The following is a 24,140-nucleotide window of genomic DNA, read 5'->3' on the forward strand; positions in this document are numbered from 1 at the left end:
TTTCATAATTAATTTACGGTATGATGCGAAGCTTTCCGGGGCGCCGGCAGGCTGAGCAGCACCAGCATCACGAAGATGCAGGCAAAACCCAGGGCATCCCAGCTGGTGAAGGGGGAACCCAGCACCAGCGTGCTGATGATGGCGGCGGTGACGGGCTCGGCAAAGCTGTAGAGGCTGGCGCGCTGGGGGCCGATGAGGGGCACCCCGGACATGTAGAGACTGAAGGCCAGCACATTGCCTACCACGACCACCACCACGATGCCGAAGACGCCCACGGCGCTGGGAACATAGCCCATGGACCAGGGGCGGAACACCAGGTGGAAGAGGGTGCCGCCCATGAGGAAGGCCCAGCCCTGGAGCATGGGGGTGGGGTACTGGGCCTGGAGGTTTTTGGGCCACATGGTGTAGATGACCACCGTGCCGGCGCAGACGATGCCCGCAATGAGGGCGGCGGGACTGATGGCCAGGCTGGTGAAGCTGCCGTGGGTGGTGAGCAGGAAGACGCCCACCAGGGCCAGCAGAATGGAGCAGAGTTCAAACAGCCGGGGGGCGCGGTGCTGCTGCAGGCAGAGCACCAGCAGAATCAGCACGGGGGAGAGGTCCTGCAGGATGGTGGCAATGCCGGCGGTGGACAGCTGGATGGTCAGAAAGTAGAGGAACTGGCAGCAGCTGACACCGGCCACACCGTAGATCACCAGGTCCAGGGCGTTGCGGGGGTTCTTCTTCACGTTCCAGGGGTCGAACAGCAGCTTGCGGTCCTTGAAAAAGTAAAAACCGCAGAGTAGCAGCCCCGCCAGGAACAGGCGGATGGGCACCAGCCAGGTGGAGTCCATGTTCTCCCGCGTGAAGAGATACTGGCCCATACAGCCGGATACACCCCAGCAGGCCGCGCCGCCCATGGTCAGGCAGGCGCCTTTTACCCGATCAGACATTGTTGTTTTCCCCTTCCAGAATCAATTTCGCCGCTTCGCGCAGGCCCGGCACCACCGGGGCCCCGGTCCGGCGCAGCACTTCCGGCGGTTGGTGCCCGGCGGACTGCAGCACGCAAGGCACGCCCAGCGCCCGGGCTACCTCAAAATCGTGGGTGGAGTCGCCGATCATCACGGCGCGGGCGGGGTCAAAGCCCGTTTCCCGCAGATACTGCAGCCCCAGGTCCGCCTTGCTTTTGGCGTAGATGTCGCCAAGACCCAGCAGCCGGTCAAAATACCCGGTCACGCCCCGGGCCTGCACCTGATGGCGCAGCGTGGTGATGGGGCTGGCCGACAGGATCACCTGCCGCAGCCCGGCCCGGGCAAAGGCGTCCAGGGCTTCCCGGGCGCCGTCCGCCAGGGGACAGGCCTCGCTGGCGGGGATGTAGTCCTCCATAAAACTGACGGCCAGCTCGTCGAAGCTGTCGCGGGAAAAATCAAACCCGGCGCGGGTGTAGTAGTCCTGCACCGGGAAACCAAAAATCGCCCGGTACTGATCGCGGTCGTACCGCTGCGGATAGCCGTAACGTGCCAGCAGACGGTTGAGCGCGTCCACGCACAGGGCTACATCATCCAGCAGGGTACCGTTCCAATCCCACAAAATCAGTTCCGGGCGCATAGGGTGTTACCTCAGATTATTTTTCGGTAAAGATCCGCTTGAGAGCGGTGTTGGATTCAATGAGTTTGACCAGCGCCACACCCAGGATGGTGCAGCTGATCAGTTCGCCGATGCCCACCGAGATGCCGTTGGAGATGCAGAGCAGCCAGACGGGAGCACTCATGGCGGTGTAGTCGGTGAAGAAGAGGGTGATCTCAATGCCGACGATGACGGCGTTGAAGAGCACCGGCGGCAGAGAAGCCGGAATGGCCAGGCCCTTGATGCGCACGTTGCGCAGGCGGTAGGTGACCAGGCAGGCCAGCAGGGTGGCGATGGTGCCGAAGATCACGTCGATGATGGTGGAGCCGAACAGGTTGGCCAGAAAGCAGCCCAGCGTCACGCCGATGATGTACTCGGCGCCGAAGACGGGCAGCAGGCAGAGGGCCTCGGCGATGCGCACCTGGACAGCGCCGTAGCTGAAGGGGGCCAGCACCAGGCAGAGCACCACATAGACGGCGGCGATGACGGCGCAGCGCACCAGACGCTGGACCGACACATGACCATCGGTGCGGGGCAGGGCCAGACGAACGGCCAGGAAAGCCGCCACAATGGCGACAACGGACAAAAGGGCAATATACATACAACACTCCGGCGGATAGATTTTGACCGCATGCCAGACCGCCAGCCTGACACCGGTTTGCGCCGCGAAGATCGCAGCGGAGCCTAAAATCCTAAGTTGCTCAACAAAATGCTATTATAGCAAAGGAAAAAGGCAGTTGCAAGAGGGCATCAACCAAAATTTGACGTAACCAGGCAAACAGGCTTGACTTTCCCCTGCAAACCGTTTATAATTCAAGAGTTACAGGCCGGTGTGTTGGAACTGGCAGACGAGACGGACTCAAAATCTACTTCGTAGAATGTTGGGTGCCTTGGCAAAACCCTTGATAAATCGGCGCTTTCACAACTTCATATTTTCATTTGGTTTTAATATCCCTCCCGCACATCCCTCCAAAATCTGAGATGTGCGGGACACAAGGGAAATTAAAATATAAATGCCGGTGTGTCGGAATTGGCAGACGACCGCGACTCAAAATCGTGTGGAGAAATCCGTGTGGGTTCGACCCCCACCACCGGCATACAAAAAGGCGTCCCCAGGCGTGTCCCGCCTGGGGGCGCTTTTTTGTATAGCCGTGGTGAGGGGTCGAACAGGGCGACGGCGCCGCAGCGCCGGAACCAACAGTCCAGTGGACTGTTGGTTAGCCCGCGGGAGACCCCATCGGCGGGGAAGGGAACGCAGAAAGCTGTGGGGGCATACGCAGTGAGGGGGCGAACAGGGCGACCCTCGGGAGACCCCACCGGCGGTAAAGGTGACGCGCAAAGCTGCGAGGGCGCACACAGGCAGGACCGAACAGGGCGACCCGCTCACAGGCAAGAACCCGCACCGGAACACGCGTATCAACTGCCCCGCGCATAAATTCCCCCTCCGGGTGGCATACTCCTACCCAAAGGAGGAATTTGTATGTCCATGTTCAAAAAGATTTTGCTGCTGCTCGCCATCGTGGGCGGCATCAACTGGGGCATCTACGGCATCTGGGGCTTCAACGCGGTGGGATGGTTCACCGGCGGCAGCCTGACCTGGCTGGCCCGCACCATCTTCATTGTGGTGGGCGTGGCCGCACTCTGCCTGATACCCAGCCTCTTTATGGGGGACGAACCCCAGGCACAGCCTCATACCCATTGAAAAAGGCGGGCAACAGCCCGCCTTACATAGTTTATAGAGTTACAGCACCGGTCCCGCCTTCAGATGGCTGCTGCGGGCGTGCATGCCCACACTGAGCACCAGCCCCACGCAGAGATACATCATGACTACGCTGGAGCCGCCGGCCGAGAAGAAGGGCAGCGTCACGCCGATCACCGGCAGCACCTGCAGGTTCATGCCCAGGTTGATGACGCACTGCACGAACAGCGCAGCAAAGATGCCGGAGCAGATATACCGGCCCAGGGCGTCGGCACTGCGCAGTGCCGTGCGCAGGGTGCGCATGCAGAGGACGAACAGCAGGATCAGGGCGGCTGCGGCCCCCACAAACCCCAGCACATTGGCAAGATACGCAAAGATGAAATCGTTCCAGGCGTTGGGTACAAAGATATGGTCACCGCTGAACAGTCCCTGCCCGGTCAGCCCGCCGGTACCGATGGCCATGGCGCCCTTGTTCTGCTGGTAGGTGATGTCCGACAGGGCCGGGTCCTCCGGGGTGAGGATGGCCATGATCCGCTGGAACTGATACCCCTTGAGCAGATCGGGCTTGAGAAGCAGCAGCGCTCCGCCGCCTGCCACCCCGGCTGCCAGGACACCGCCCACCAGCCAGTGGGAGATCCCGCCTGCGTAGAGCATCACCAGTCCGATGCCCAGAAAGACCAGCGCCGTGCCGTCGTCCCCCTGGATGTGGATCAAAAAGGGGGGCACAAGGATGTGCAACAGCAATAGCAGCAGATTTTTCGGGCGGTTGACCTGTCCGCGCAGCTGGCTCAGATGGAGAGCCAGCGTCAGGATAAAACTGATCTTGGCCAGCTCCGCCGGCTGGAAGGTCATGCCGCCCACCCGGTACCAGCTGTAGTTGGAGGTGCCGCCGGCGTCAAAGCCGATGGTGAGCACGCCGAAGTTCACGTTGTGGAAAAACAGGGTGGGCAGCACCAGCCCCCAGGCCACCACGGCGTGGAGGGGCCAGGCACGGGCCAGGGCGCGGTAATCCACCGTGGAGAAGACGATGGCCAGCATGACGCCCAAAAGACTGGCGATGACCTGCACCGAGGCTTTGTTGTTGGAACCCAGCTGGCTGTACCCCAGCGAGACCAGCACCACCACGCTGAGCGCCGAGCACAGCACGCACAAAGCCAGATACAGTACATCGACGCGGCGCAGATAACGGCGGATCAGTGGATACATACAGCGGCTCCTTTCACAGATATATCTCTTATTATAGCGCAACAGCGGGATTTTGACCACGCCTGAGAATTAAATTTTACAAATGTCCCATTGTGTACTATAATGAATACGACTACACAGCAAGGAGTATGACTGCCATGCAGGAATATACCACGCATTCCCGGGAAGAAACGGTAGCGCTGGGGCGCAGTTTTGCCAGGACGCTGCCGGCGGGGGCGCTCATTGCCTTTACCGGTGGACTGGGGGCCGGCAAGACGGCGTTTTGCCAGGGGCTGGCCGAAGGCCTGGGCTGCACCGACCCGGTGAGCAGCCCCACCTTTGCCATTGTGAACTACTACCGGGGCCCGCGCCCGCTGGCGCACTTTGATCTGTACCGCATCCATACCGAAAACGACCTGGCATCGGCGGGGTTCTATGATTATCTGGATATGGGGGCGGTGGTGGCCTGCGAGTGGAGCGAAAACTGCGCCGATCTGCTGGCCCAGGAGCATCCCATCCGCATCGACATCCAGCGCATTGACGACACCACCCGGCGTATCACCATTGATCAGTGATACAATCTGAATAAAATATAGGAAATAGTACATATTGTACAGGTGATTTTATGAATATACTGGCGGTGGATACCGCGGGCAAGACGGCGGCCGTGGCTGTGGTACGGGACGACACGCTGCTGTATGAAACGCAGTGCAACAACGGCCTGACCCACAGCGAGACGCTGCTGCCCATGATCGATACGGCGCTGCGCGCCTGCGGGCTGACGGTGGCAGACCTGGATCTGCTGGCGGCTACCAACGGGCCCGGCAGCTTTACGGGGCTGCGCATCGGGCTTTCGGTGATCAAGGGACTGGCGCTGCCGCGGCAGATCCCCTGTGCGCCGGTGTCCACCATGGCGGCGCTGGCCTACGGCATGGCGGGGCAGGGGACGGTGATCGGTGCCCAGGATGCCCGCCGCGGCCAGGTGTACTGGGCGGCCTTTGATCTGGAAAGCCACAGCCGTCTGACGCCCGACGCGGCAGAACCGGTGACGGCGCTGGAAAAATTTGTACAGAGCTGTAAAAAACCGTTGTTTTTTGTTGGCGACGGTGCCGCTTTGTGCTACAATACTTATGGACAGGTGCCGGGTGTGGCCGTTTGCCCGCCCACGCTGCAGGTGCTGCGCGGGGCCGGGGTGGCATTGGCCGCCAAAGCCCTGTGGGAGCAGGGGGCCTGTGTGCCGCCCGCCCAGCTGCTGCCGGACTATCACCGGCTGAGCCAGGCGGAACGGGAGCGGGCCGCGCGAGAAAAACAACAGGGGGAAACGACCAATGCAATTTGACAAACCGATCGCACTGGCTGCCGATCACGGCGGCTATGAACTGAAAGAGGCCATCAAGGCCCACCTGGACGAACTGGGCGTGGCGTACGAGGACTTCGGCACCGATTCCACCGCCAGTGTGGACTACCCCGACTACGCGGTGCTGGGCTGCAAGGCGGTGCAGGATGGCCGCTGTGCGCTGGTGATCCTCTGCTGCGGTACCGGCGTGGGCATGTCCATGTGTGCCAACAAGATGCAGGGCATCCGCGCCTGCTGCTGCAGCGATACCTTCAGCGCCGAGCTCACCCGTCGCCACAACAACGCCAACGCCCTGTGCCTGGGCGGCCGCGTGGTGGGCACGGGCCTTGGCTGCAAGATCGTGGACGCCTTCCTGAACGCGCCTTTTGAGGGCGGCCGTCACCAGACGCGCATCGACAAGATGATGGCGCTGCAGAACCAGTAAATCTGTTTTTTGGCCTGCCGGGCAGGCTGCCGATAAAAATTGTTTGACAAGGAGACTGTACCATGAGCGTTGTCGAAATCGTAGATCATCCCCTGATTCAGCACAAGATCAGCCTGATGCGGGACCGCAATACCGGCACCAAGGAATTCCGTGACCTGGCCAGCGAGGTAGCCATGCTGCTCTGCTACGAGGCCACCCGTGACCTGCCCACCGAGGAAGTGGAAGTGGAAACCCCCATCGCCCTGGCCCGCACCAAGGTGCTGGCCGGCCGCAAGCTGGCGCTGGTTCCCATCCTGCGCGCCGGCCTGGGCATGGTGGACGGCATGCTGCGCCTGATCCCCGCCGCCAAGGTGGGCCACATCGGCCTCTACCGGGACGAGGAGACCCTGAAGCCGGTGGAATACTACTGCAAGCTGCCCAGCGACATCAATGAGCGCGAGGTCATCGTGCTGGATCCCATGCTGGCCACCGGCGGCAGTGCCTCCGACGCCATCACCCAGATCAAGAAGCGGGGCGCCAAGCACATCAAGTTCATCGGCCTCATCGCGGCTCCCGAGGGCATGAAGGCCCTGCATGAAGCCCATCCCGACGTGGATATCTACGTGGGCACCCTGGACGAGGGCCTGAACGACAACGGCTACATCGTCCCCGGCCTGGGCGACGCCGGCGACCGCATCTTCGGCACCAAGTAATCTGTTTACAACAAAACCAAACCGGGACACGGACCTCTAAGTCCGTGTCCCGGTTTTTGTCTCTTACAGGGAAAACTCCTCCGGCGCGGTGTGGAGCGTCACGGTGCGCCGCTGCAGCGTCAGCAGGCCGTCCCGCTGCATGCGGGAGAGGGTGCTGCTCAGGGCGCTGCGGTCCACTCCCAGAAAATCCGCCAGCTGCTGCCGGTCAAAGGGCAACGTGAACTGCAGTCCGCCGTTCTGCACGGCCAGCGCCGAAAAGTAGGCCATGACCCGGCCCCGGATGGTCTTGGGGGCGGTGTAGAGGCTGCGCCGCGCCAGCCCCAGATTCTTCCGCGCGGCGATCTGCAAAAGGTTCTGGGCCATCCGCTGCAGCCAGGGCTCGTTGCCGGGATGGAGCAGCCGTTCAGCCGCCAGGAACAGCGCCTCGCCATCGCTGGCCGCCATCACGTTGACCAGCAGGGCCTCGCCGGGCAGACAGGCGTAGGTCTCGGCAAAGAGATCGCCCTCCCCGGCCTGTCCCAGCAGTGTCTTGCTGCCCCACACGTCCAGATGTTCAATGTGCACCCGGCCGCGGAGCACCAGACCCAGGTGGGTGATGCTGTGCCCGGCCTGCAGCAGCAGTTCCTCCTTGTGAAAGGGCTGGCGGCGGGCATCCAGCGCCGTCAGCGCCCGCTGCACCTCCCCGTCGGTCAGACCGCGGAACAGCGGGGTGCGGGGCAGATCCTGAATTTCCATGGTTTTCCTCCTGCTGTGTTGTAACTACAACATACATTCTGGGCTTATTGTAGTAAACTGACCTCACAAAGTCAATACGGAGGCAAAATATGAAACGACGGATCATTCAGATCGACGAAACCAAGTGCAACGGCTGCGGTGCCTGTGCCGCGGCCTGCCATGAGGGCGCCATCGCCATGGTGGACGGCAAGGCCCATCTGATGCGGGACGACTACTGCGACGGCCTGGGCGACTGCCTTCCCACCTGTCCCACCGGGGCCATCACCTTTGTGGAGCGGGAGGCCGCACCCTACGACGAGGCGGCAGTGCTGGCTGCCAAGCAGCGCAAAGCCCAGGCGGGCGGCGGCTGTCCCGGCAGCGCACCCCATGCCCTGCACACCGGATGCCCGGGCAGCCGGGCCCAGACGCTGGCAGGGGGCGGGGAGGAACCGGCACTGCCCACGGCAGCGCCCAGCCGCCTGCGCCAGTGGCCGGTGCAGATCAAGCTGGTGCCCATCGAGGCGCCCTTCTTTGACGGTGCCAAGCTGCTCATCGCGGCGGACTGCACGGCCTATGCCTACGCGGCCTTCCATGAGCGGTTCATCCGCGGGCACATCACGCTGGTGGGCTGCCCCAAGCTGGACAGCGTGGACTACAGCGAGAAGCTGACTGAAATCCTGCGCCGCAACGATATCCGGGAGGTGACAGTGGTGCGGATGGAGGTGCCCTGCTGCGGCGGACTGGAGCAGGCCGCCAAGCGGGCATTGCAGGCCAGCGGCAAGTTCCTGCCCTGGCAGGTGGTGACCATCTCCACCGACGGACGGATCCTGGATTGAGAAAAAACTCTTGACTTCAAGTGCACTTTAAGTGATAGGATAAATGTACTGTGAGGAAGTCAGGAGGTTATTGTATGGAAGATCGTATCGAGCGCTGTGCGGAAAAATTCGCCATCCTGTTTGGTGCCGCCCCGGCCGGGGATGAGGGCACCGACCCGGAATTCATGAAGATTCTCCAGCGCTTTATTTTCGGCGAGGTCTGCTATACCGGCCAGCTCAGCGACGAGGACCGGGAACTGGTGACCGTCACGGTGCTGGCTGTCAACCAGACGCTGCCCCAGCTCAAGGCCCATGTGGGGGCGGCCCTCAACGCGGGCTGCACGCCGGTGTCCATCCGGGAGGCCATCTACCAGTGTGCCCCCTTCATCGGATTCCCCAAGACCCTCAACGCCATCGCCGCCATGAATGAGGCGTTCACGGCAGCCGGCATTGCGCTGCCGCTGGAACCCCAGGGCACCGTGACCGAGGAGGACCGGTATGAGGCAGGGCTGGCGCTGCAGGAGCCCCTCTACGGCACCGAGATCGCCGACCGCTACGCCGATCTGCCGGAAGTCTACGCCGAGGCCATCCCGCGGTTCCTGACCGAGTTCTGCTTCGGGGATTTCGCCACCCGCAACGGTCTGGACGGGGCCCGGCGGGAGCTGCTGACCGTCGTCATGCTGGCGGCCCTGGGCGGCGCCGAGGTACAGGTCAAGGCCCACGTGGCGGGCGCCGAGAAGGCCGGCAACAGCCGGGACCGCATCCTGGCGGCGCTGGTCCACGCCATGCCCTATATGGGCGTGCCGCGGCTCTTCAACGCCCTGAACGCCATCCGCGAGGTCTGGACAGAGCAATAACATCATACGAAAAAGCGCCTTTCCCCGTGGGGAAAGGCGCTTTTTCTTTGCCATTTTCAGTTTTTCAGTGCCTGCATGGGGGCGGGGATCCGGCCACCGCGATGGATCATGACGGCGGGGCTGTACTTGCTGATGGGCATGATGGGGGCGTGGCCCAGCAGGCCGCCGAAGTCCAGCACGTCGCCGGCCTGGTGGCCGATGGCGGGAATTACGCGGACGGCGGTGGTCTTACTGTTCACCATGCCGATGGCGGCTTCGTCGGCGATCAGGCCGCTGATGACCTCGGCGGAGGTATCGCCGGGGATGACCACCATGTCGATGCCCACCGAGCAGACGGCGGTCATGGCTTCCAGCTTTTCCAGCGTCAGGCTGCCGCAGTTGGCGGCCTGGATCATGCCGTCATCCTCCGACACCGGGATGAAGGCGCCCGACAGGCCGCCCACATGGTTGGAGGCCATGACGCCGCCCTTCTTGACGGCATCGTTGAGCAGGGCCAGGCAGGCGGTGGTGCCGCAGCAGCCGCAGCTCTCCAGGCCCATCTCCTCCAGGATATTGGCCACGCTGTCGCCGATGGCGGGGGTGGGGGCCAGCGACAGATCGATGATGCCGGCGGGCACGCCCAGCCGCTCGCTGGCCAGGTTGGCCACCAGCTGGCCCAGGCGGGTGATCTTGAAGGCGGTGCGCTTGACCAGCTCCGCCACCTCGTCCATGGGGGCGTCCTTGGGCAGTTTGGCCAGGGCGGCGCGCACCGCACCGGGGCCGGAAACGCCCACGTGAATCTCGCAGTCCGGCTCACCGGGACCGTGGAAGGCACCGGCCATGAAGGGGTTATCCTCCGGTGCGTTGCAGAAGACCACCAGCTTGGCATCGCCCATGCACATGTTGTCCTTGGTGCGCTCGGCAGTCTGGCGGACTACCTGGCCCATCAGCCGGACGGCATCCATGTTGATGCCGGATTTGGTGGAGCCCACGTTGACGCTGGAACAGACCAGATCGGTCTCGGCCAGGGCCTGGGGAATGGCTTCGATCAGCCGCTTGTCACCGGCCGAAAAGCCCTTGTGTACCAGGGCACCGAAGCCGCCGATGAAATTGACGCCGATGGTCTTGGCGGCGCGGTCCAGCGCCTTGGCGTAGGCCACCGGGTCGGCGTCGGGAGCGGCGCCCAGCAGCATGGCGATGGGCGTCACGCTGACCCGCTTGTTGACGATGGGCACGCCGTACTCGGCGCTGATGCCGTCCACCACGGGCACCAGGTTGCCGGCCAGGCGGACGATCTTGTTGTAGATTTTCTCACAGGCTTTGTCGCCGTCGGGGTCGATGCAGTCCAGCAGGCTGATGCCCATGGTGACGGTGCGTACATCCAGATTTTCGGCGGTCAGCATCTCGATGGTCTCGAGAATGTCGCTGCTGTTCAGAATTCTCATGCTTCTTTTCGTCCTCCCCGTCAGATGGTGTGCATCGCGTCAAAGACTTCCTGGCGGGTCACGGTGACCTGCATCTTCATCTCTTCGCCCAGGGCGGCAAAACGGTCGCGCACGGCGGCGGGGTCGGCGGTGCAGTGGTTCAGGCTCACCAGCATGATCATGCAGAACATCTCCTGCATGATGGACTGGGAGATGTCCTCGATGTTGATATTGAGTTCGGCGCAGACCGCGCTGACCTTGGCGACGACGCCCACGGTGTCGTGGCCGATGACGGTGATAACTGCTTTCATGGTACGATAGACCCCCTCATTCAGAATGATTGTATTATAGCAGAGTTTCAGGGCAGGCGCAAGGCGGACAAAGCAAAACCGGGAGAGACCGAAGTCTCTCCCGGTGCGGTATTTTTCTTACGGAAGCTGGGGGGCGTAGGCCTCCAGATGGCGGGGATGCCCCTTGAAAGCAATGGCGATGGCGTCGGGGCCGGTGTTGGCACTGACGGCCGCGCCCAGCTGAAAGGTGGTCAGCGGCGCATGGCCGAAGGTCTTCTTGCAGAGCTTGACCAGCTCATCCCGCTTTTCCTTGCTGGAGGTGTAGCCCACGATGTAGGGCATATCCCGCACATTGTCCACCCGGCTGGATACCCACTTGACCATGGCCGGCGGCACGGCAGCATCGCCGCGCACCTTGGCTTCCACCTTGGAAACGCCCTCGTTCAGGCTGATGATGGGCCGGATGCCCAGCAGGTCGCCCACCACGGCGGCCGCCGCGCTCACACGGCCGGACTTCTTCATCTGCTTCAGGCTGTAGGCGGCCAGGCAGACTTCCGCGCAGTCCAGATTGTACATCATTTCGTCGATGCAGGTGGAAAGCTCACCGCCGTTGCGCACCTTGCGGGCGCACTCGCACAGATGCCAGCCGAACACCATGGAATAGGTGTGGCTGTCCAGCACCTGGATGCGCAGCTGGTGGCCGGGGCGCTCCTCGGCCAGCATCTCCACCGCCTTCAGGGCGTTGTTGTAGGTGCTGGAACCGTTGCTGTTGATGCTCAGGTGGACCAGATCGGTGTAGCCTTCGTCCACATAGCGCGCGTAGATCTCACACCACTGCAGCTGGGTGATGGCCGCCGTGGTGGGCACGCCCTGGGCGTCCCGCATGATCTGATAGAACTGATCGTTGGTGAAATCCCGGCGCTCAATGTACTCGGTACCGTCCACGTTGATGGGGAAGCCCACCACCTCGATGCCGTATTTCTCCGCCAGTTCCTGGGGAATATCCGCGGAAGAGTCCGTCAAAAATCCGATTTTGCTCATTGTACATCCTCACTCCATTCATACCGCGTCAGCTGTCCGTGGGTTTCAAGGCCTGCAAAATCCCATTGCCGCAGCACCTCATAGACACCCACCGCCACCGCGTTGGAAAGGTTCAAACAGCGTTCCCCGCGCCGCATGGGCATGCGCACACAGTCCGCTTCGTGCCGGACCAGCAGTTCTTCGGGCAGGCCGGCGTCCTCGCGGCCAAAGACCAGATAGGAACCGTCAGGGTAGGCGACATCCACATGGCGGCGCGGCCCCTTGGAGGTGAAATAAAAGAACGGCCCCTTGTTTTTGCTGAAAAAGTCCGCAAGGTCCTGATAATATGTTATATCAAGCTGGTGCCAATAGTCAAGACCGGCACGCTTTAATTTTTTGTCGTCGATGGTGAAGCCCATGGGCCCCACCATGTGGAGCCGTGCTCCGGTTACCGCGCAGGTACGCGCAATATTGCCGGAGTTCTGGGGAATCTGCGGCTCCACCAGCACAATGTTTACCGTTGGCATAGTTTCACTTCCTGTTTTTTCCGGCAGCGGGCGGGCAGCCTCACTGCACCATCAGTCCGGGCAGGGCTGCTTCCAGCCAGACGCCCAGCCGTTCGTCGGCACCCTCCGGCGTCATCCGGATGCAGTCCGCCACAAAGGCGGCGGCTGCCTGCACGGCGGCCTGGGGCACGTTGCCCTGGAGGATCCGCCCCACCAGCACGGCGCCGAAGATGTCGCCGGTACCGTGGTACATCCGGGGAATCAGCGGAGTTTTTACAAAGTACCCCTGCCCGCCCCGGGCGGCACCCACACAGCCGATGCACCGTCCGCCCGAAACGCCGGTCACGCCGGTGACCACCACCTGGGGAGCGATGCGGGTCAGCCGGGCGGTCTGCTCGGCGGCCTGTTCGGCGCTGCCCACCCCGGGCAGCGGGTCGCCCAGCAGCAGGGCAGCCTCGGTCACGTTGGGGGTGATGAGGTCGGCCTTGCTGCACAGATTGTACATGGCGGGCACCATCTCGGCGCCGAGACCTTTGTACAGACGGCCGCCGTCCCCCAGGACGGGGTCCACCACCTTGAAGGCCTGGGGCCACAGTTCAAAGGCCTGTTCCACCAGTTTGGCCTGGGCGGGATCGGATAAGTACCCGGAGTAGATGCAGTCAAAGTGCAGGCCCAGCCGGTGGTAGTGGGCCAGAGCGGCGGGACCGTAGCCGGGATTGGACATTTTGGCCGGCGTGCCCAGTCCGCCCGTGTGGCTGGAGAGGACTGCGGTGGGCAGGGCCACCGCCTGCACGCCCAGGCAGGACAGCACCGGCACAATGACCGAGAGTGCTGCCCGTCCGAATCCGGGCAGATCATGGATGGCTAATACGGTTTTGGGAGCATTGGACATAGACAAAGATCCTTCTGTTGTGTGATTTCTCTACGATTCTATCACAAACGGCCCCACAAAAAAAGGCGTATCGGGGCGAAAGAAAACTTTTCAGCCCATTTTTGGGAGCAAATCCCGCATAAAACGGCGGAAACAACACATGCTAAGGCCGTACCTGAAAAGCAAAGGAGGGGCACAGTATGAATCTTTCCACAATGGCTTCGGCGGCAGTGGGCATGGCGGTGGGCGCCGCGGTGATGGGTATGGCCACCCAGGACCGCCGTCAGATGCGCAAGACCGTCCACAAGCTGACCAAAGGCGCCGAAAAGACGCTGGTGGACCTGGACAAGGCCGTTCAGCAGATGCACTGGTAACGGAAAAGCTCCCGGCGGGTTGCCGGGAGCTTTTGCTGTTTGGGAAAAACTTACAGAACGCGCACGCGGATGGCCGGCTCGATGCCGCTGAGTTCGGCGGCCAGGGTGTCGGTGATCTCACCGGTCACATCCAGCAGGGTGTAGGCAATGTCCTTCTTGCTCTTGTTCACCATGTTTTCGATGTTCAGGTGGGCGGCGGTCAGGATGCCGGTGATGGCCGAGATGGCGCCCGGCGTATTCTTGTGGATGATGCAGATGCGGCGGCCGCCCACGCGGGGCTGGCTCACATCGGGCAGGTTGACGCTGTGGGTGATGTTGCCGTTCTTCAGGTAGTCGCTGAGCTCGGCGGCAGCCATGACGGCGCAGTTGGTCTCACTCTCGGGGGTGCTGGCGCCCAGGTGGGGCGTGCACTCCACGCCCTTGACGCCCAGCAGCTCCTCGGTGGGGAAGTCACAGAAGTAGTGGGCCACCTTGCCGCTGTCCAGGGCGTCCAGCAGAGCAGTGTTGTCCACCAGTTCACCGCGGGCGAAGTTCAGCACCCGCACGCCGTCCTTGCACATGGCCAGCGTCTGGGCGTTGATGGTGTGGCGGGTGGTGGGCAGATAGGGCACATGGATGGTCAGGTAATCACAGCGGGGCAGCATATCACCCAGCGACACACAGTGCTGCACGCTGCGGGAGAGGCTCCAGGCGGCGTCGATGGAGATGTAGGGGTCATAGCCCAGCACTTCCATGCCCAGGGACACGGCAGCGTTGGCTACCCGGGAACCGATGGCACCCAGGCCGATGACGCCCAGCGTCTTGCCCCGCAGTTCGGGGCCCACAAACTGTTTCTTGCCCTTCTCCACGTCCTTGGCGATGGTGTCCCGGCCTTTCAGGCCCTGGGCCCAGTGGACGGCGTCCACCATGTTGCGGCTGCCGGCGATGAGGGCACCCACCACCAGTTCCGCCACGGCGTTGGCGTTGGCGCCCGGCGTGTTGAAGACCACGATGCCGGCGTTGGTGCATTCCTCGATGGGAATGTTGTTGGTGCCGGCACCCGCCCGGGCGATGGCCAGCAGGCTCTCGGGCAGGGGCGCGTCATGCATGTCGGCACTGCGCACCAGGATTCCCTGGGGAGCGGTGGCTTCATTGTCGATCTCAAACTGGTTGGCCGGCAGCTTGGCCAGGCCAGTGGGCGAAATGGCGTTCAGTGTTTTGATGGTATACATAGTTGTGCTTCCTCTCCCCGGTTATTGGTGCTCTTTGCGGAACTTCTCCATGAAGACGACCAGTTTGTCCACGCCTTCGGCGGGCATGGCGTTGTAGATGGAGGCCCGCATGCCGCCCACCAGACGATGGCCCTTCAGGTTGACGAACCCTGCCTCGGTGGCGGCGGCGCAGAAGGCCTTGTCGGTGTCGGGGTCGGGGCTGGTGAAGGTCACGTTCATCAGGCTGCGGTATTCCTTCTCCACGGGGTTGTGGTAGAAGTCCTGGCTGTCCAGATAGTCGTAGAGCACCTTGGCCTTGGCCTCGTTGCGGCGCTTCATCTCTTCCAGGCCGCCCACCTCATGCTCCAGGTAGTCCATGACCAGGCCGGTCATGTAGATGCACCAGCAGGGCGGGGTGTTGTACATGCTGTCCTTGGCCAGCAGGGTGGTGTAGTTCATCATGGTGGGAATCTGCTCGGGCGTGATGCCCTTGGCGCTCTTGCCCAGCAGGTCCTCCCGGACAATGGCGATGGCCATGCCGGCGGGGGCGATGTTCTTCTGCACGCCGAAATAGATGACACCGTATTTGCTTACATCCACCGGCTCGGAGCAGATCATCGAGCTCATGTCCGCCACCAGGGGAATGCCCTCCACCTGGGGGACCTCCCGGTACTTGGTGCCGAAGATGGTGTTGTTCTGGCAGATGTGGATATAGCTGGCGTTGGGGTCGTAGTCGATGGCCTTCACGTCGGGAATGTAGGTGAAGTTCTTGTCCTTGCTGCTGGCGGCGATGCGGGCCGTGCCGAACTTGGCGCATTCCTCGGCGGCCTTCTTGCTGAAGTTGCCGGTGACCAGGTAATCGGCGGTGCCGGTGGTCAGGAAGTTCAGTGGCACCATGGCGAACTGCTGGGTGGCGCCGCCCTGGAAGAAGCCCACTTTATAATTGTCGGGGATATTCAGCACCCGGCGCAGGGACGCCTCGGTATTCTGGATGATCTCGTCAAACCATTTGCTGCGATGGCTCATCTCCATCACGCTCATGCCGGAACCGTGGTAATCCAGCAGTTCCACCTGGGCGGTTTTCAGAACAGATTCCGGCAGCATCGACGGGCCGGCGCTGAAGTTGTATACTCTTGCCATGATGGTCTCCTCCGTTTCACAATTCAAAAGGCAGCCGGTTCCGCGGCTGCCTTGCGCCGCGCCGCAGCGGCTATGCATTTATTATACGAAGATGCCAAAAGGGCGGCAAGCGGGCAAAATCCCGAAAAAAGGCGGCCCAAAGACGGGGTGTTTCTGTAAAACGGCAAACTGTTTTCCCGGCGAAAACAGTATATACTACAAATGTAAAAGAAAACCCGTATACAGATACAAAACAAAGGCTGTAATTTGTGCAATCTGCCCTATGGACAATTTAACTACTACAAATGTAAAATAAAATGCAGAATATTACTACAAATGTAGAAAGAGGGGCAGACATGGAGATTTTATCGCGTCGGGAAGAACAGGTGATGGTGGCGCTGTGGGACTGCGGCCGGGCGGCCACCCGGAGGGAGATCGCGGCCAAGCTGCCACCGGAATGCCGCTGGGCGGACACCACGCTGCTGAATTTTCTGCTGCGGCTGGAGAAGAAGTCCTTTGTCCGCCCGGAAAAGCAGGGCAACCGCAACCTGTACACCCCACTGGTGCGGCGGCTGACCTACTGTGGGGCGGTCAGCGAGGCCCACCTGAAAACGCTGTACGGAGGCGACCTGCGCCGCATGGTGCGCGCCCTGGCGGACACCGACCGTATCGGTTACGCCGACATTGAGCGTTTGCTTCGCTGGCTGGGAGAGTATCAGGCCGCCAACCCCGAATATGATTATGAGTGAGTGGCCTGCGCACCGGGCAGATCGGGCTGCATCTCGCACATATCGGGCCAGAACCGCTTGAACACATGGTTCTGCTGCAGCCTTTCGTTGCGCCGCTCCTCAATGGTCAGCGCCTTGAAGAAACGCTTCCACAGGGACTGCCAGTTCAGTTCCTCCGCGTCGGCGGCGGGGGTGTAGTGGTCCATGGCCAGGTATTCCACCCGACGGTTGCGGCGCAGCAGGGCGGTGCCGTGGGTGGCGTCGAAGATGAGAAAATCCTCGTCGGGCAGGCGGCTGCAGAAGTGCCCCCGCAAAAGGGGCAGCACCTGGTGCTTGGGATGGATGACGGTGCCCAGCATACCGTCCCGCTCCTCGAACCGGATGAATTCAATATAGCGGTGGGCCTCACAGTTGACGGCCCGCTCGATGGCGAAAGCATCGGCCGCATCGGCATGGCCCAGCATCTGGGCGGCCCGGGGGCCCACATCAAAACAGAGCCGGGCGAAGCGCAGAAGCTTCAGGTCCTTGCCCGGATCGGTGCAGAGAAATCCCGTGGTGAGGCGGTCCCGTATCACCGGTCCCAGCCGTTCCAGCCCGGCCGCCACACGCCGGGCATGGGAAAGGTCGGTGACAATCTCCCGCACGCCGAACAGCGTCATCTGGGATTCCTGGGGCGGACAGACGGCGGCAGGGATCTCCCGGCGGGAGAAGCTCTCGAAAATGCAGCACAAGAACCCCGGAAAACTGCCGTCATAGTGGTAGGCTGTGTCGGTTACATTCGCTTGGTAAGGCATGTCAGCGCCTCCTCCCGCACCAGGCGGGCCGCCTGGCGGGCGTCCATGCCGTGGTCGGCCAGCTGATGAACGGCCGGTGCCGCCGACGGCAGCGGTTTGGCCGCAAAATCGTCCAGGCTCAATTGCTGCATTCCCACACCAAAGGCCTTGGGGTCCAGCAGTGCCCCGGCAATCTCGGCCCGGGTGCCGTGGCCGGGGGTGTGGCCGCTGCAGGTGATGAAATACTGGGCCCGTTTGAGCACCACCCCGATGCGCTTGAGTTCCGGCAGTCCCAGCGTCTGGAGGCGGCGGGCCTGGACAATCCGGGTGGCGCTTTTGGGGCCGATGCCTGGCACCCGCAGCAGTTCGGCCCGGCTGGCCCGGTTGACTTCCACCGGGAAGAACTCGGAGTGCCGCAGGGCCCAGTTGCATTTGGGGTCCAGATAGGGATCAAAGTTGGGCTCCTCCTCGTTGAGCAATTCCCCGGCAGAAAAATGGTAGTACCGCAGCAGCCAGTCCGCCTGGTAGAGGCGGTGTTCCCGCAGCAGCGGCGGCCGGGTGGAAAGGGCCGGCAGGTGCTCGTCAGCCACCACCGGCAGATAGGCGGAGAAGAAGACGCGCTTCAGCGCGTATTTTTTGTATAACCCCTCGGTGAGATTCAGAATGTGCAGATCGTTTTCCGGCGTGGCACCGATGATCATCTGGGTGCTCTGCCCGGCCGGGGCAAAGGCCGGGGCCCGCTTGTAGACGGCCAGCTCCCGCCGGCTCTCGGCACTTTTGACAGCGATCTGGCCCATGGGCCGCAGAATGGCGCTCTTTTTCTTGTCAGGTGCCAGCTGGTTCAGACTGGTCTCGCTGGGCAATTCGATGTTGACGGAAAGCCTGTCCGCCAGCAGTCCGATGCGCTCCACCAGCAGCGGATCGGCTCCGGGAATGGTCTTGGCATGGATATACCCGTTGAAATGGTACTCCTGCCGCAGGATGCGCAGCGCCTCGATCATCAGTTCCATGGTGCGGTCGGGGGTACCCAGCACCGCACTGGACAGAAACAGCCCCTCGATGTAGTTGCGGCGGTAAAAACCGATGGTCAGGTCGGCCAGTTCCCGGGGCGTGAAGGTGGCCCGGGGACGGTCGTTGGAACGCCGATTGACACAGTAGCGGCAATCGTAGGAGCAGGCGTTGGAGTACAGCACCTTGAGCAGCGAGACACAGCGCCCGTCGGGGGTAAAGGCATGGCAGATGCCGGCGGCCGCGCAGCTGCCCAGACTGCCGTGCCGCCCCGGACGGTCCACACCGCTGGAGGTGCAGGCCACGTCGTATTTGGCACTGTCGGCCAGGATTTCCAGTTTTTCACCCAGGTCCATGGTATCTTTCTCCTGAAAAAAGGTATAAAAAATACAGCCCGCCGCATAGGCTTGTCTTGCAAGCCGTGCCGCGGGCAGCATTTTCTCTGTGAACGGGATTCAAAAGTCCCGATTATAGGATGCGGGAACTGCTACAATAACCGTGTCAGCGGGAAATCACCACTTGGCTTTGGTCTCCACCACTTTGCCGGCAATGTACAGGTGATCGAGATCTTCGCCCTTGATGACCAGTTCCTCGTAGGCAGGGTTGAAGGGGTGCAGCACCACCGAATTGCCGCGCTGGATGTACTTCTTTAAAGTGCCTTCACCGTCGGCGCCGTACACCAGCACCCCCAGGTCGCCGTTATCCAGTGTGTTCTGGCGGTGGACCAGCGCCAGGTCGCCGTCAGAGATCCGCGGCTCCATGCTGTCGCCCTTGACCACCAGATAGAAATAGTTCTGCGGGTCCTTGACGCTGGCATACTCCTTGCCGTAGTCCTCCTCAAAGGCGAGGGCGCCGTAACCGGCCCGGACGGTGCCCACCACAGGGATCAGGCATTCGGCATAGCGGCTGAAAGCGTAACGGCCCACGGCGGGGGAGTCGGCAGGGCTCTGCTGCAGACCCAGCAGCACATCGGCGGTGGTGTCCAGGATTTCGGCCAGACGGGCCACCGTCTGCGGGTCCGGGGTGGAACGACCGGCTTCCCACTTACCCACAGCCTGCTGGGTGACGCCCAGCATCCGGGAAATCTCGGCCTGGCTGTACTTTTTGGCCTTGCGGGCCTCTTTCAGACGATCTGCAAACATGGCGGAACTCCTTACTTGTAAACAGGGTGAGGAATAGGAAATCCATTTGTTAGATTCATTATACAACCCAACGTGGTCTTTGTAAAGAGATAAATCCAAAATAACTCAAAATAAAGTTGTAAAAACTCCTTGACAACAACTAAAAGTAGTATTATAGTAGAGACAACAAACAACGAATGGTTGTCTCTTGCGTTTGCGGCGGGTGAGAACCCTGACAAGAATAGAAGGAGGAATTCAGGATGAAACAGGCATGGTGGAAGGCGTTGGTAGGCAAGCTGGCGGCGACGGCATCGGCGCTGCTGTTCCTGGTGCTGGTTCCGGCTGCAGCGGCCGGGCAGCTGCCGGTGTGGGCAGCCGTTGTGCTGGGAATAGCGGGCCTGACGATCCTGAATGGAGCCTGCGGCATGCTGCTGCCGCCCCAGGAGAAGGAGGAGCCTGCGACCGTGCCGGCCCGTCCGGTCCAGCTGCGTGTGGTGCGCGGCGGCCGTGCGGCCTGAAAGTTGAGTATCCCTGCCCAGGTGCGGGTACTGCATATAACGCGGCAAGCCCCGGACACACTGTGTCCGGGGCTTGTTGTTTGTGTGGGGCTATGCTACAATGCTTCCAAAGGAGCGTGCCAACCATGAAAAAAATCCTGGAAGTATGTGTGGACAGTCTTGCCTCGGCCAAGGCCGCCATGGCAGGCGGTGCGGACCGTCTGGAGCTTTGCAGCGCGCTGGCGGTGGGCGGACTGAGCCCCTACGGGGAACTGCTGGAGCAGATCAAAGCTACCTGCCCGCTGCCGGTTCGTTGCCTGATGCGCCCCCGGCCGGGGGATTTCCTCTACACAGAGGATGAAATCCAGCTGATGTGCGCCCAGATCCGCCATCTGCGGGCGGCCGGTGCGGACGGTTTTGTGTTGGGCGCCCTGACGCCGGAAGGCGCGCTGGACAGCCGGGCTATGGAGCAGTTACTGAATGCCTGCGGGGACAAGCCTGTCACGCTGCACCGCTGCATCGATGTGGCGGCTGACCCTGTCCGGGTCTACCGCGCGGCGGCGGCGCTGGGACTGGACACGGTGCTCACCAGCGGCGCGGCGGCGTCCTGCCGGGAGGGCAAGGCGACGCTGGCCAGCCTGCTGGCACTGCGGGAAGAGCTGAATGGCCCGGAGGTGCTGATCGGCGCAGGGGTGAATGCCGCGGTCATCCGGGAACTGCGGGCGGCGCTGCCGGGGGCGCGGGCTTTTCATATGAGCGGCAAAACGCTGCGGGAAAGCGGCATGCGCTTCCGCAGGGAGGGCGTGCCCATGGGCCTGCCCGGGCTGGACGAATGGCATATCCAGGAGACCGACGCCGAGGCGGTGCGTGCTGCCAAAGCGGCGCTGGCGTGAAAAGGCGGTGGAAAGGATGAAAATAGAGCTGAAACGGTGGGCACCGGGGGACCGGGCGGCACTGTCGGCCATCGGCAACGGGGTGGACCGCAGCTTTCTGTCGGACCGGCTGCCCGATCCCTATACTGTGGCGGATGCTGACCAGTGGCTGCACAGCGTGATGGCACGGGACGGCAAAAACGGCATTTTCCGGGCCATCGTTGTGGACGGGCAGGTCGTGGGAACGGTTTCGGTGGACCAGAAGGAGGATGTCTACCGCAAGGATGCCGATATCGGCTATTTCCTTGTGAACGGCCTGTGGTCCCGGGGTATCATGACCGAGGCGGTCCGCCAGGTCTGTGACCTGGCCTTCGCACAGCTGGACATCGTGCGGATCACCGGCCTGGTCTATGCCGACAATATGGCCTCCCGCCGCGTTCTGGAGAAAAACGGCTTTCGGGCGGAAGGGCTGATGCGGGATGCCATCTTCAAAAAGGGCCGGCTGCATGATCAGTGCATCTACGGCAAACGGAAAGCGGACTCTTCACGGTAACCGAACAACAGCAAAACCCCCGCCGGTGCAGTACCGGCGGGGGTTGTTGTCTGGACAGGTAAAAAACTCAGTCATCCCCGTAAGGGTCGTCAAAGAGGCTGACCACCGAGGTCTTGTCCAGCTCGGGGGTATTGTATTCCCGGATGGATTCCGTGGGACCGAAATCATCCACGGCGGCGGGGCGGCGCCGTCCGTGACGGCTGCGCCGGGAACGACGGGTGGGTTCCTCCGGCTCCTCCTCCGGGACGGCCTCGCTGTGGGTGTCGTAGACTTGGTGGAAGGCCCGGGCGTCGATCTCGGGCTCTTCCGGCGTCAGGTCCAGCTCCTCCAGCAGGCTCTGGATGGCCTCGCAGTCCTCCGGCACATCGGTCAGGCTGGCGCCGTAGTGGCAGAACAGCACGGTGCCGTCCCGGTCCAGAATCAGCGTCAGCGGCAGCTGCTGGGGAGCCCCCTTGACGGCACGGTAGCCCTGTTTGCGGGCCTGCCGCAGGATGCGCCAGCCCTCCAGGGAATAGGTCATCAGCGTGCTGCTGTTCTGGGGAATGTCCAGGTACTCGTAGAGCACGCCATCGGCGTCGCAGAGCAGGGGATAGGGCAGCGTGTCGGGACCGATGCTGCGGGAGAGCTTGTCGGCCCGGGACCGTACCACCAGCGCCAGGGCGCCATCCCGCAGCGCGCCGTAGGTCTCCGCGTAGCGGCTGGCGAAGGTGCGGGTAATGGGATGGCCGAAGTTGGCCATGAAGATCAGCACCAGAGGGCTTTTGGCAGCCAGCAGGTCGCGGAACCGGTTCTGGGCGCTGTAGGGAGTGTCATACAAAAAGAAAGGGAGCTTGTCCCCGACAGCGATTCTCTCTGCCATGAAACAACCTCCCTTTTGTAAAAATCACCCAAAAACCCGGACAGGTATACGCTGTCCGGGTGAAATGTCAGAAAAACCCCCGCTTGGCCGTCTGCAGCCAATCAAAACCTACCGGTACAGGCAGGTGGGTGCCCTACGGGTGCGTTTCCACTCCCTTCTTCCGCCGAAGCGGGAGGTCTGCGGTCCGGCATCCGACCCGGGCTCCCAATATTTGATTAGTAGGATTCTATAAAGGCCACAACAAATCGAACCTCGCAGGGGTGGGTACGAAAACTCAGTCCAGTTCGGAATCGTCGATATCGTACATGGCACGCAGCCGCTCTTCAAAGACCTTGCCCACAGTCAGCAACTCTTCGTCATCGTCCACGATGTCCATATATTCGCCTTCGTCGTCAGTGCCGATGCGCATGAGGATCAGTTCGGCGTCCTCCTGCAGGCTGGCGGGATCCTCCTGGTAGGGGATGACGGCCAGATAGCGGGTGCCGTTGACTTCGGTGGCATCAATGACTTCAAAGGTGACTTCCTGTCCGTCCTCATCCTCCAGGGTCAGCAGGTCGGGCTTGGCTTCTTCCAGCATTTCGGGGCTCAGTTCGTCAGACATGATCGTCCCTCCTGTGTTTGGAATTTTTACTGCCTCTAGTGTACCCTTTTTTTATGGAAACGTCAAGGGTGTTCATGATGCGTAAAGTGTGGTATACTATGGCTAATTAGAAATTTTTTCGCCCGGGGAGGTTCCGCCATGAAAAAGACGGTCTGTGTGGTTTTGTCGCTGCTGCTGGTGCTGCTGTGCGGCTGCGGCGGCAGCGGAAAAACCGCGCCCAATCGGCCTGAAGTGACCAGCGAGGAGCGGCAGTTCGCCGCCCCCGCCGACGGGGACCTCATCGCCATCTTCACCACGAATCTGGGTGAGGTGCGGGCGGTGCTCTACCCGGATGCGGCGCCCATGGCGGTGTACAACTTTGTGGGGTTGGCCCGCACGGGCTACTATAACGGCACCGTCATCTGGCGCAGCCAGTACGGCTTTGCGGTGCAGGGGGGCGATGCCACCGGCACCGGGACCGGAGGCTCCACCATCTGGAGCAACAACCCCTACCCGCTGGAAGCGGATGCCAGCCTGAAGCACTACGCGGGGGCACTTTGCGCGGCCTTTGCCTCGGGGGGCGATGCCACGGGCGGCAACAGCCAGTTCTACTTTGTGGCGGCGCTGCCCGACAGTGTGGACAAGACCCAGCAGGACCAGCTGGCCCAGAACGGCTACAGCGAATCCCAGATCGCGGCCTACGCGGCGGCGGGCGGCCTGCCCTATCTGGACAACACCGACACGGTGTTCGGCCAGGTCTACCAGGGTATGGACGTGGTGGACAAGATGGCCTGCGTGGAGACGGAAAAGGGCGAGGACGGCAGTGACACCTGGCGCCCCACCGAGGAGGACACCATCACCATCGAGAGCGTGACAATTTCCACCTATCCGGGCCCCACGTCGGAGGAACTGGCCGCCCAGAGCGAGGGCGGGGAGAGCGCTTCCTCCGATGCCGCCTCCAGCAGTGAGGCAGTGGGCTGAACCGCTCCCTGTTTTTAGAATATGCAGCAAACACCCCGGGAACCCTT

The 24,140-nt window shown here is 62.1% G+C and carries 30 protein-coding genes, 1 tRNA gene, 1 other RNA gene and 1 riboswitch; of the genes, 14 read left to right on the forward strand and 18 right to left on the reverse strand.

From position 1 onward, the window contains the following. Nucleotides 1–8: 8 nt before the first annotated feature. From ABGT73_RS02490 to ABGT73_RS02500, 3 genes are read right to left on the reverse strand one after another with little or no spacing between them, the layout of a single operon-like run. A complete protein-coding gene (locus tag ABGT73_RS02490) occupies nucleotides 9–932 on the reverse strand; it encodes a DMT family transporter (protein WP_346668262.1) in 924 nt (307 codons plus the stop codon). Continuing rightward, nucleotides 925–1,587: an HAD family hydrolase gene (locus tag ABGT73_RS02495; protein ID WP_346668263.1), complete on the reverse strand. Its 663-nt coding sequence runs from the start codon at nucleotides 1,585–1,587 to the stop codon at nucleotides 925–927. Before ABGT73_RS02495 ends, ABGT73_RS02490 begins: the two co-directional genes overlap by 8 nt. A 16-nt stretch (nucleotides 1,588–1,603) precedes the next feature. Next, entirely contained in the window at nucleotides 1,604–2,206 is a 603-nt protein-coding gene (locus ABGT73_RS02500) for a QueT transporter family protein (protein ID WP_346668264.1), read from the reverse strand. A gap of 6 nt (nucleotides 2,207–2,212) precedes the next feature. Next, nucleotides 2,213–2,308: riboswitch (PreQ1-III riboswitch) on the reverse strand. Nucleotides 2,309–2,620: 312 nt separating this feature from the next. Here ABGT73_RS02500 and ABGT73_RS02505 point away from each other — a divergent pair. Both ABGT73_RS02505 and ABGT73_RS02510 read left to right on the forward strand, forming a co-directional pair. Further along, nucleotides 2,621–2,702 (forward strand) — tRNA-Leu (locus ABGT73_RS02505). A gap of 383 nt (nucleotides 2,703–3,085) precedes the next feature. After that, complete coding sequence (locus ABGT73_RS02510; protein WP_346668265.1) at nucleotides 3,086–3,307, forward strand: DUF378 domain-containing protein; 222 nt, start codon at nucleotides 3,086–3,088, stop codon at nucleotides 3,305–3,307. 39 nt (nucleotides 3,308–3,346) lie between these two features. Here ABGT73_RS02510 and ABGT73_RS02515 read toward each other — a convergent pair whose 3' ends face one another. After that, nucleotides 3,347–4,510, reverse strand: a complete 1,164-nt coding sequence (locus tag ABGT73_RS02515; RefSeq protein WP_346668266.1) for an FtsW/RodA/SpoVE family cell cycle protein — start codon at nucleotides 4,508–4,510, stop codon at nucleotides 3,347–3,349. A 137-nt stretch (nucleotides 4,511–4,647) separates the two neighbouring features. On the opposite strand from ABGT73_RS02515, the gene tsaE reads away from it, so the two are divergent. From tsaE to upp, 4 genes are all read left to right on the forward strand, one after another. Beyond that, nucleotides 4,648–5,064, forward strand: coding sequence for a tRNA (adenosine(37)-N6)-threonylcarbamoyltransferase complex ATPase subunit type 1 TsaE (gene tsaE / locus ABGT73_RS02520; protein ID WP_346668267.1), 417 nt, complete (start codon nucleotides 4,648–4,650; stop codon nucleotides 5,062–5,064). 50 nt (nucleotides 5,065–5,114) lie between these two features. Then, a complete protein-coding gene (tsaB, locus tag ABGT73_RS02525; RefSeq protein ID WP_346668268.1) occupies nucleotides 5,115–5,828 on the forward strand; it encodes a tRNA (adenosine(37)-N6)-threonylcarbamoyltransferase complex dimerization subunit type 1 TsaB in 714 nt (237 codons plus the stop codon). After that, the gene (rpiB, locus tag ABGT73_RS02530) at nucleotides 5,818–6,270 is read left to right on the forward strand and encodes a ribose 5-phosphate isomerase B (RefSeq protein WP_346668269.1); all 453 of its coding nucleotides are present in this window, start codon (nucleotides 5,818–5,820) and stop codon (nucleotides 6,268–6,270) included. The genes tsaB and rpiB overlap by 11 nt, the downstream gene beginning before the upstream one ends. A 62-nt stretch (nucleotides 6,271–6,332) precedes the next feature. After that, entirely contained in the window at nucleotides 6,333–6,962 is a 630-nt protein-coding gene (upp, locus tag ABGT73_RS02535; RefSeq protein ID WP_346668270.1) for a uracil phosphoribosyltransferase, read from the forward strand. Nucleotides 6,963–7,025: 63 nt separating this feature from the next. Here the strand turns inward: upp and ABGT73_RS02540 are convergent, their stop codons facing one another. Next, on the reverse strand, nucleotides 7,026–7,697 hold the full coding sequence (locus ABGT73_RS02540; RefSeq protein WP_346668271.1) for a Crp/Fnr family transcriptional regulator: 672 nt from the start codon (nucleotides 7,695–7,697) through the stop codon (nucleotides 7,026–7,028). 89 nt (nucleotides 7,698–7,786) lie between these two features. Between ABGT73_RS02540 and ABGT73_RS02545 the strand changes: the two genes are divergently transcribed. Both ABGT73_RS02545 and ABGT73_RS02550 read left to right on the forward strand, forming a co-directional pair. Further along, nucleotides 7,787–8,512: a 4Fe-4S binding protein gene (locus ABGT73_RS02545; protein ID WP_346668272.1), complete on the forward strand. Its 726-nt coding sequence runs from the start codon at nucleotides 7,787–7,789 to the stop codon at nucleotides 8,510–8,512. 74 nt (nucleotides 8,513–8,586) lie between these two features. Next, nucleotides 8,587–9,348, forward strand: a complete 762-nt coding sequence (locus ABGT73_RS02550; protein ID WP_346668273.1) for a carboxymuconolactone decarboxylase family protein — start codon at nucleotides 8,587–8,589, stop codon at nucleotides 9,346–9,348. A gap of 56 nt (nucleotides 9,349–9,404) precedes the next feature. Here the strand turns inward: ABGT73_RS02550 and ABGT73_RS02555 are convergent, their stop codons facing one another. The 5 genes from ABGT73_RS02555 to ABGT73_RS02575 all read right to left on the reverse strand — a co-directional run bounded on the left by ABGT73_RS02555 (nucleotide 9,405) and on the right by ABGT73_RS02575 (nucleotide 13,459). Then, nucleotides 9,405–10,772, reverse strand: a complete 1,368-nt coding sequence (locus ABGT73_RS02555; protein WP_346668274.1) for a PFL family protein — start codon at nucleotides 10,770–10,772, stop codon at nucleotides 9,405–9,407. Between the two features lie 20 nt (nucleotides 10,773–10,792). Next, entirely contained in the window at nucleotides 10,793–11,062 is a 270-nt protein-coding gene (locus tag ABGT73_RS02560) for an ACT domain-containing protein (protein WP_346668275.1), read from the reverse strand. Nucleotides 11,063–11,179: 117 nt separating this feature from the next. Beyond that, on the reverse strand, nucleotides 11,180–12,082 hold the full coding sequence (locus ABGT73_RS02565) for a DegV family protein (RefSeq protein ID WP_346668276.1): 903 nt from the start codon (nucleotides 12,080–12,082) through the stop codon (nucleotides 11,180–11,182). After that, entirely contained in the window at nucleotides 12,079–12,588 is a 510-nt protein-coding gene (locus tag ABGT73_RS02570) for a tRNA (cytidine(34)-2'-O)-methyltransferase (protein ID WP_346668277.1), read from the reverse strand. The genes ABGT73_RS02565 and ABGT73_RS02570 overlap by 4 nt, the downstream gene beginning before the upstream one ends. Before the next feature lie 40 nt (nucleotides 12,589–12,628). Next, complete coding sequence (locus tag ABGT73_RS02575) at nucleotides 12,629–13,459, reverse strand: PfkB family carbohydrate kinase (protein WP_346668278.1); 831 nt, start codon at nucleotides 13,457–13,459, stop codon at nucleotides 12,629–12,631. Nucleotides 13,460–13,638: 179 nt separating this feature from the next. On the opposite strand from ABGT73_RS02575, the gene ABGT73_RS02580 reads away from it, so the two are divergent. Beyond that, nucleotides 13,639–13,812, forward strand: coding sequence for a hypothetical protein (locus tag ABGT73_RS02580; RefSeq protein ID WP_346668279.1), 174 nt, complete (start codon nucleotides 13,639–13,641; stop codon nucleotides 13,810–13,812). A gap of 50 nt (nucleotides 13,813–13,862) precedes the next feature. Here ABGT73_RS02580 and ABGT73_RS02585 read toward each other — a convergent pair whose 3' ends face one another. Beyond that, nucleotides 13,863–15,023: a phosphoglycerate dehydrogenase gene (locus tag ABGT73_RS02585; protein ID WP_346668280.1), complete on the reverse strand. Its 1,161-nt coding sequence runs from the start codon at nucleotides 15,021–15,023 to the stop codon at nucleotides 13,863–13,865. 21 nt (nucleotides 15,024–15,044) lie between these two features. Next, nucleotides 15,045–16,142, reverse strand: coding sequence for a 3-phosphoserine/phosphohydroxythreonine transaminase (gene serC / locus ABGT73_RS02590; RefSeq protein WP_346668281.1), 1,098 nt, complete (start codon nucleotides 16,140–16,142; stop codon nucleotides 15,045–15,047). A gap of 335 nt (nucleotides 16,143–16,477) precedes the next feature. Here serC and ABGT73_RS02595 point away from each other — a divergent pair, with 335 nt between their 5' ends. Continuing rightward, nucleotides 16,478–16,870, forward strand: a complete 393-nt coding sequence (locus ABGT73_RS02595) for a BlaI/MecI/CopY family transcriptional regulator (protein ID WP_346668282.1) — start codon at nucleotides 16,478–16,480, stop codon at nucleotides 16,868–16,870. Here the strand turns inward: ABGT73_RS02595 and ABGT73_RS02600 are convergent. The 3 genes from ABGT73_RS02600 to ABGT73_RS02610 form a co-directional block, all read right to left on the reverse strand. Continuing rightward, nucleotides 16,861–17,643: a TIGR03915 family putative DNA repair protein gene (locus ABGT73_RS02600; RefSeq protein WP_346668283.1), complete on the reverse strand. Its 783-nt coding sequence runs from the start codon at nucleotides 17,641–17,643 to the stop codon at nucleotides 16,861–16,863. The two genes, ABGT73_RS02595 and ABGT73_RS02600, sit on opposite strands and share 10 nt — an antisense overlap. After that, nucleotides 17,622–18,986, reverse strand: coding sequence for a putative DNA modification/repair radical SAM protein (locus ABGT73_RS02605; protein ID WP_346668284.1), 1,365 nt, complete (start codon nucleotides 18,984–18,986; stop codon nucleotides 17,622–17,624). The genes ABGT73_RS02600 and ABGT73_RS02605 overlap by 22 nt, the downstream gene beginning before the upstream one ends. 156 nt (nucleotides 18,987–19,142) lie before the next feature. Then, nucleotides 19,143–19,772 (reverse strand): XRE family transcriptional regulator, encoded by a 630-nt coding sequence (locus ABGT73_RS02610; RefSeq protein ID WP_346668285.1) that lies wholly within the window; start codon nucleotides 19,770–19,772, stop codon nucleotides 19,143–19,145. A gap of 239 nt (nucleotides 19,773–20,011) precedes the next feature. Here ABGT73_RS02610 and ABGT73_RS02615 point away from each other — a divergent pair, with 239 nt between their 5' ends. The 3 genes from ABGT73_RS02615 (at nucleotide 20,012) to ABGT73_RS02625 (ending at nucleotide 21,673) form a co-directional block, all read left to right on the forward strand. Beyond that, complete coding sequence (locus ABGT73_RS02615) at nucleotides 20,012–20,269, forward strand: hypothetical protein (RefSeq protein ID WP_346668286.1); 258 nt, start codon at nucleotides 20,012–20,014, stop codon at nucleotides 20,267–20,269. A 125-nt stretch (nucleotides 20,270–20,394) separates the two neighbouring features. After that, nucleotides 20,395–21,141: a copper homeostasis protein CutC gene (locus tag ABGT73_RS02620; RefSeq protein ID WP_346668287.1), complete on the forward strand. Its 747-nt coding sequence runs from the start codon at nucleotides 20,395–20,397 to the stop codon at nucleotides 21,139–21,141. Nucleotides 21,142–21,157: 16 nt separating this feature from the next. Then, nucleotides 21,158–21,673 carry a GNAT family protein gene (locus tag ABGT73_RS02625; RefSeq protein ID WP_346668288.1) on the forward strand — a complete coding sequence of 172 codons (516 nt, stop codon included), beginning with the start codon at nucleotides 21,158–21,160 and terminating at the stop codon, nucleotides 21,671–21,673. Nucleotides 21,674–21,740: 67 nt separating this feature from the next. On the opposite strand, the gene ABGT73_RS02630 is transcribed toward ABGT73_RS02625, so the two are convergent. From ABGT73_RS02630 to ABGT73_RS02640, 3 genes are all read right to left on the reverse strand, one after another. Further along, nucleotides 21,741–22,532 (reverse strand): hypothetical protein, encoded by a 792-nt coding sequence (locus ABGT73_RS02630; protein ID WP_346668289.1) that lies wholly within the window; start codon nucleotides 22,530–22,532, stop codon nucleotides 21,741–21,743. Nucleotides 22,533–22,604: 72 nt separating this feature from the next. Further along, nucleotides 22,605–22,796, reverse strand: a non-coding RNA gene (ssrS, locus tag ABGT73_RS02635) — 6S RNA. 10 nt (nucleotides 22,797–22,806) lie between these two features. Beyond that, nucleotides 22,807–23,133: a DUF1292 domain-containing protein gene (locus ABGT73_RS02640; RefSeq protein ID WP_007045983.1), complete on the reverse strand. Its 327-nt coding sequence runs from the start codon at nucleotides 23,131–23,133 to the stop codon at nucleotides 22,807–22,809. A gap of 138 nt (nucleotides 23,134–23,271) precedes the next feature. Between ABGT73_RS02640 and ABGT73_RS02645 the strand changes: the two genes are divergently transcribed. Further along, nucleotides 23,272–24,093 carry a peptidylprolyl isomerase gene (locus ABGT73_RS02645; RefSeq protein ID WP_346668290.1) on the forward strand — a complete coding sequence of 274 codons (822 nt, stop codon included), beginning with the start codon at nucleotides 23,272–23,274 and terminating at the stop codon, nucleotides 24,091–24,093. Nucleotides 24,094–24,140 lie beyond the last annotated feature (47 nt).

The sequence above is a fragment of the uncultured Subdoligranulum sp. genome (assembly GCF_963931595.1).
GTDB lineage: Bacteria > Bacillota > Clostridia > Oscillospirales > Ruminococcaceae > Gemmiger.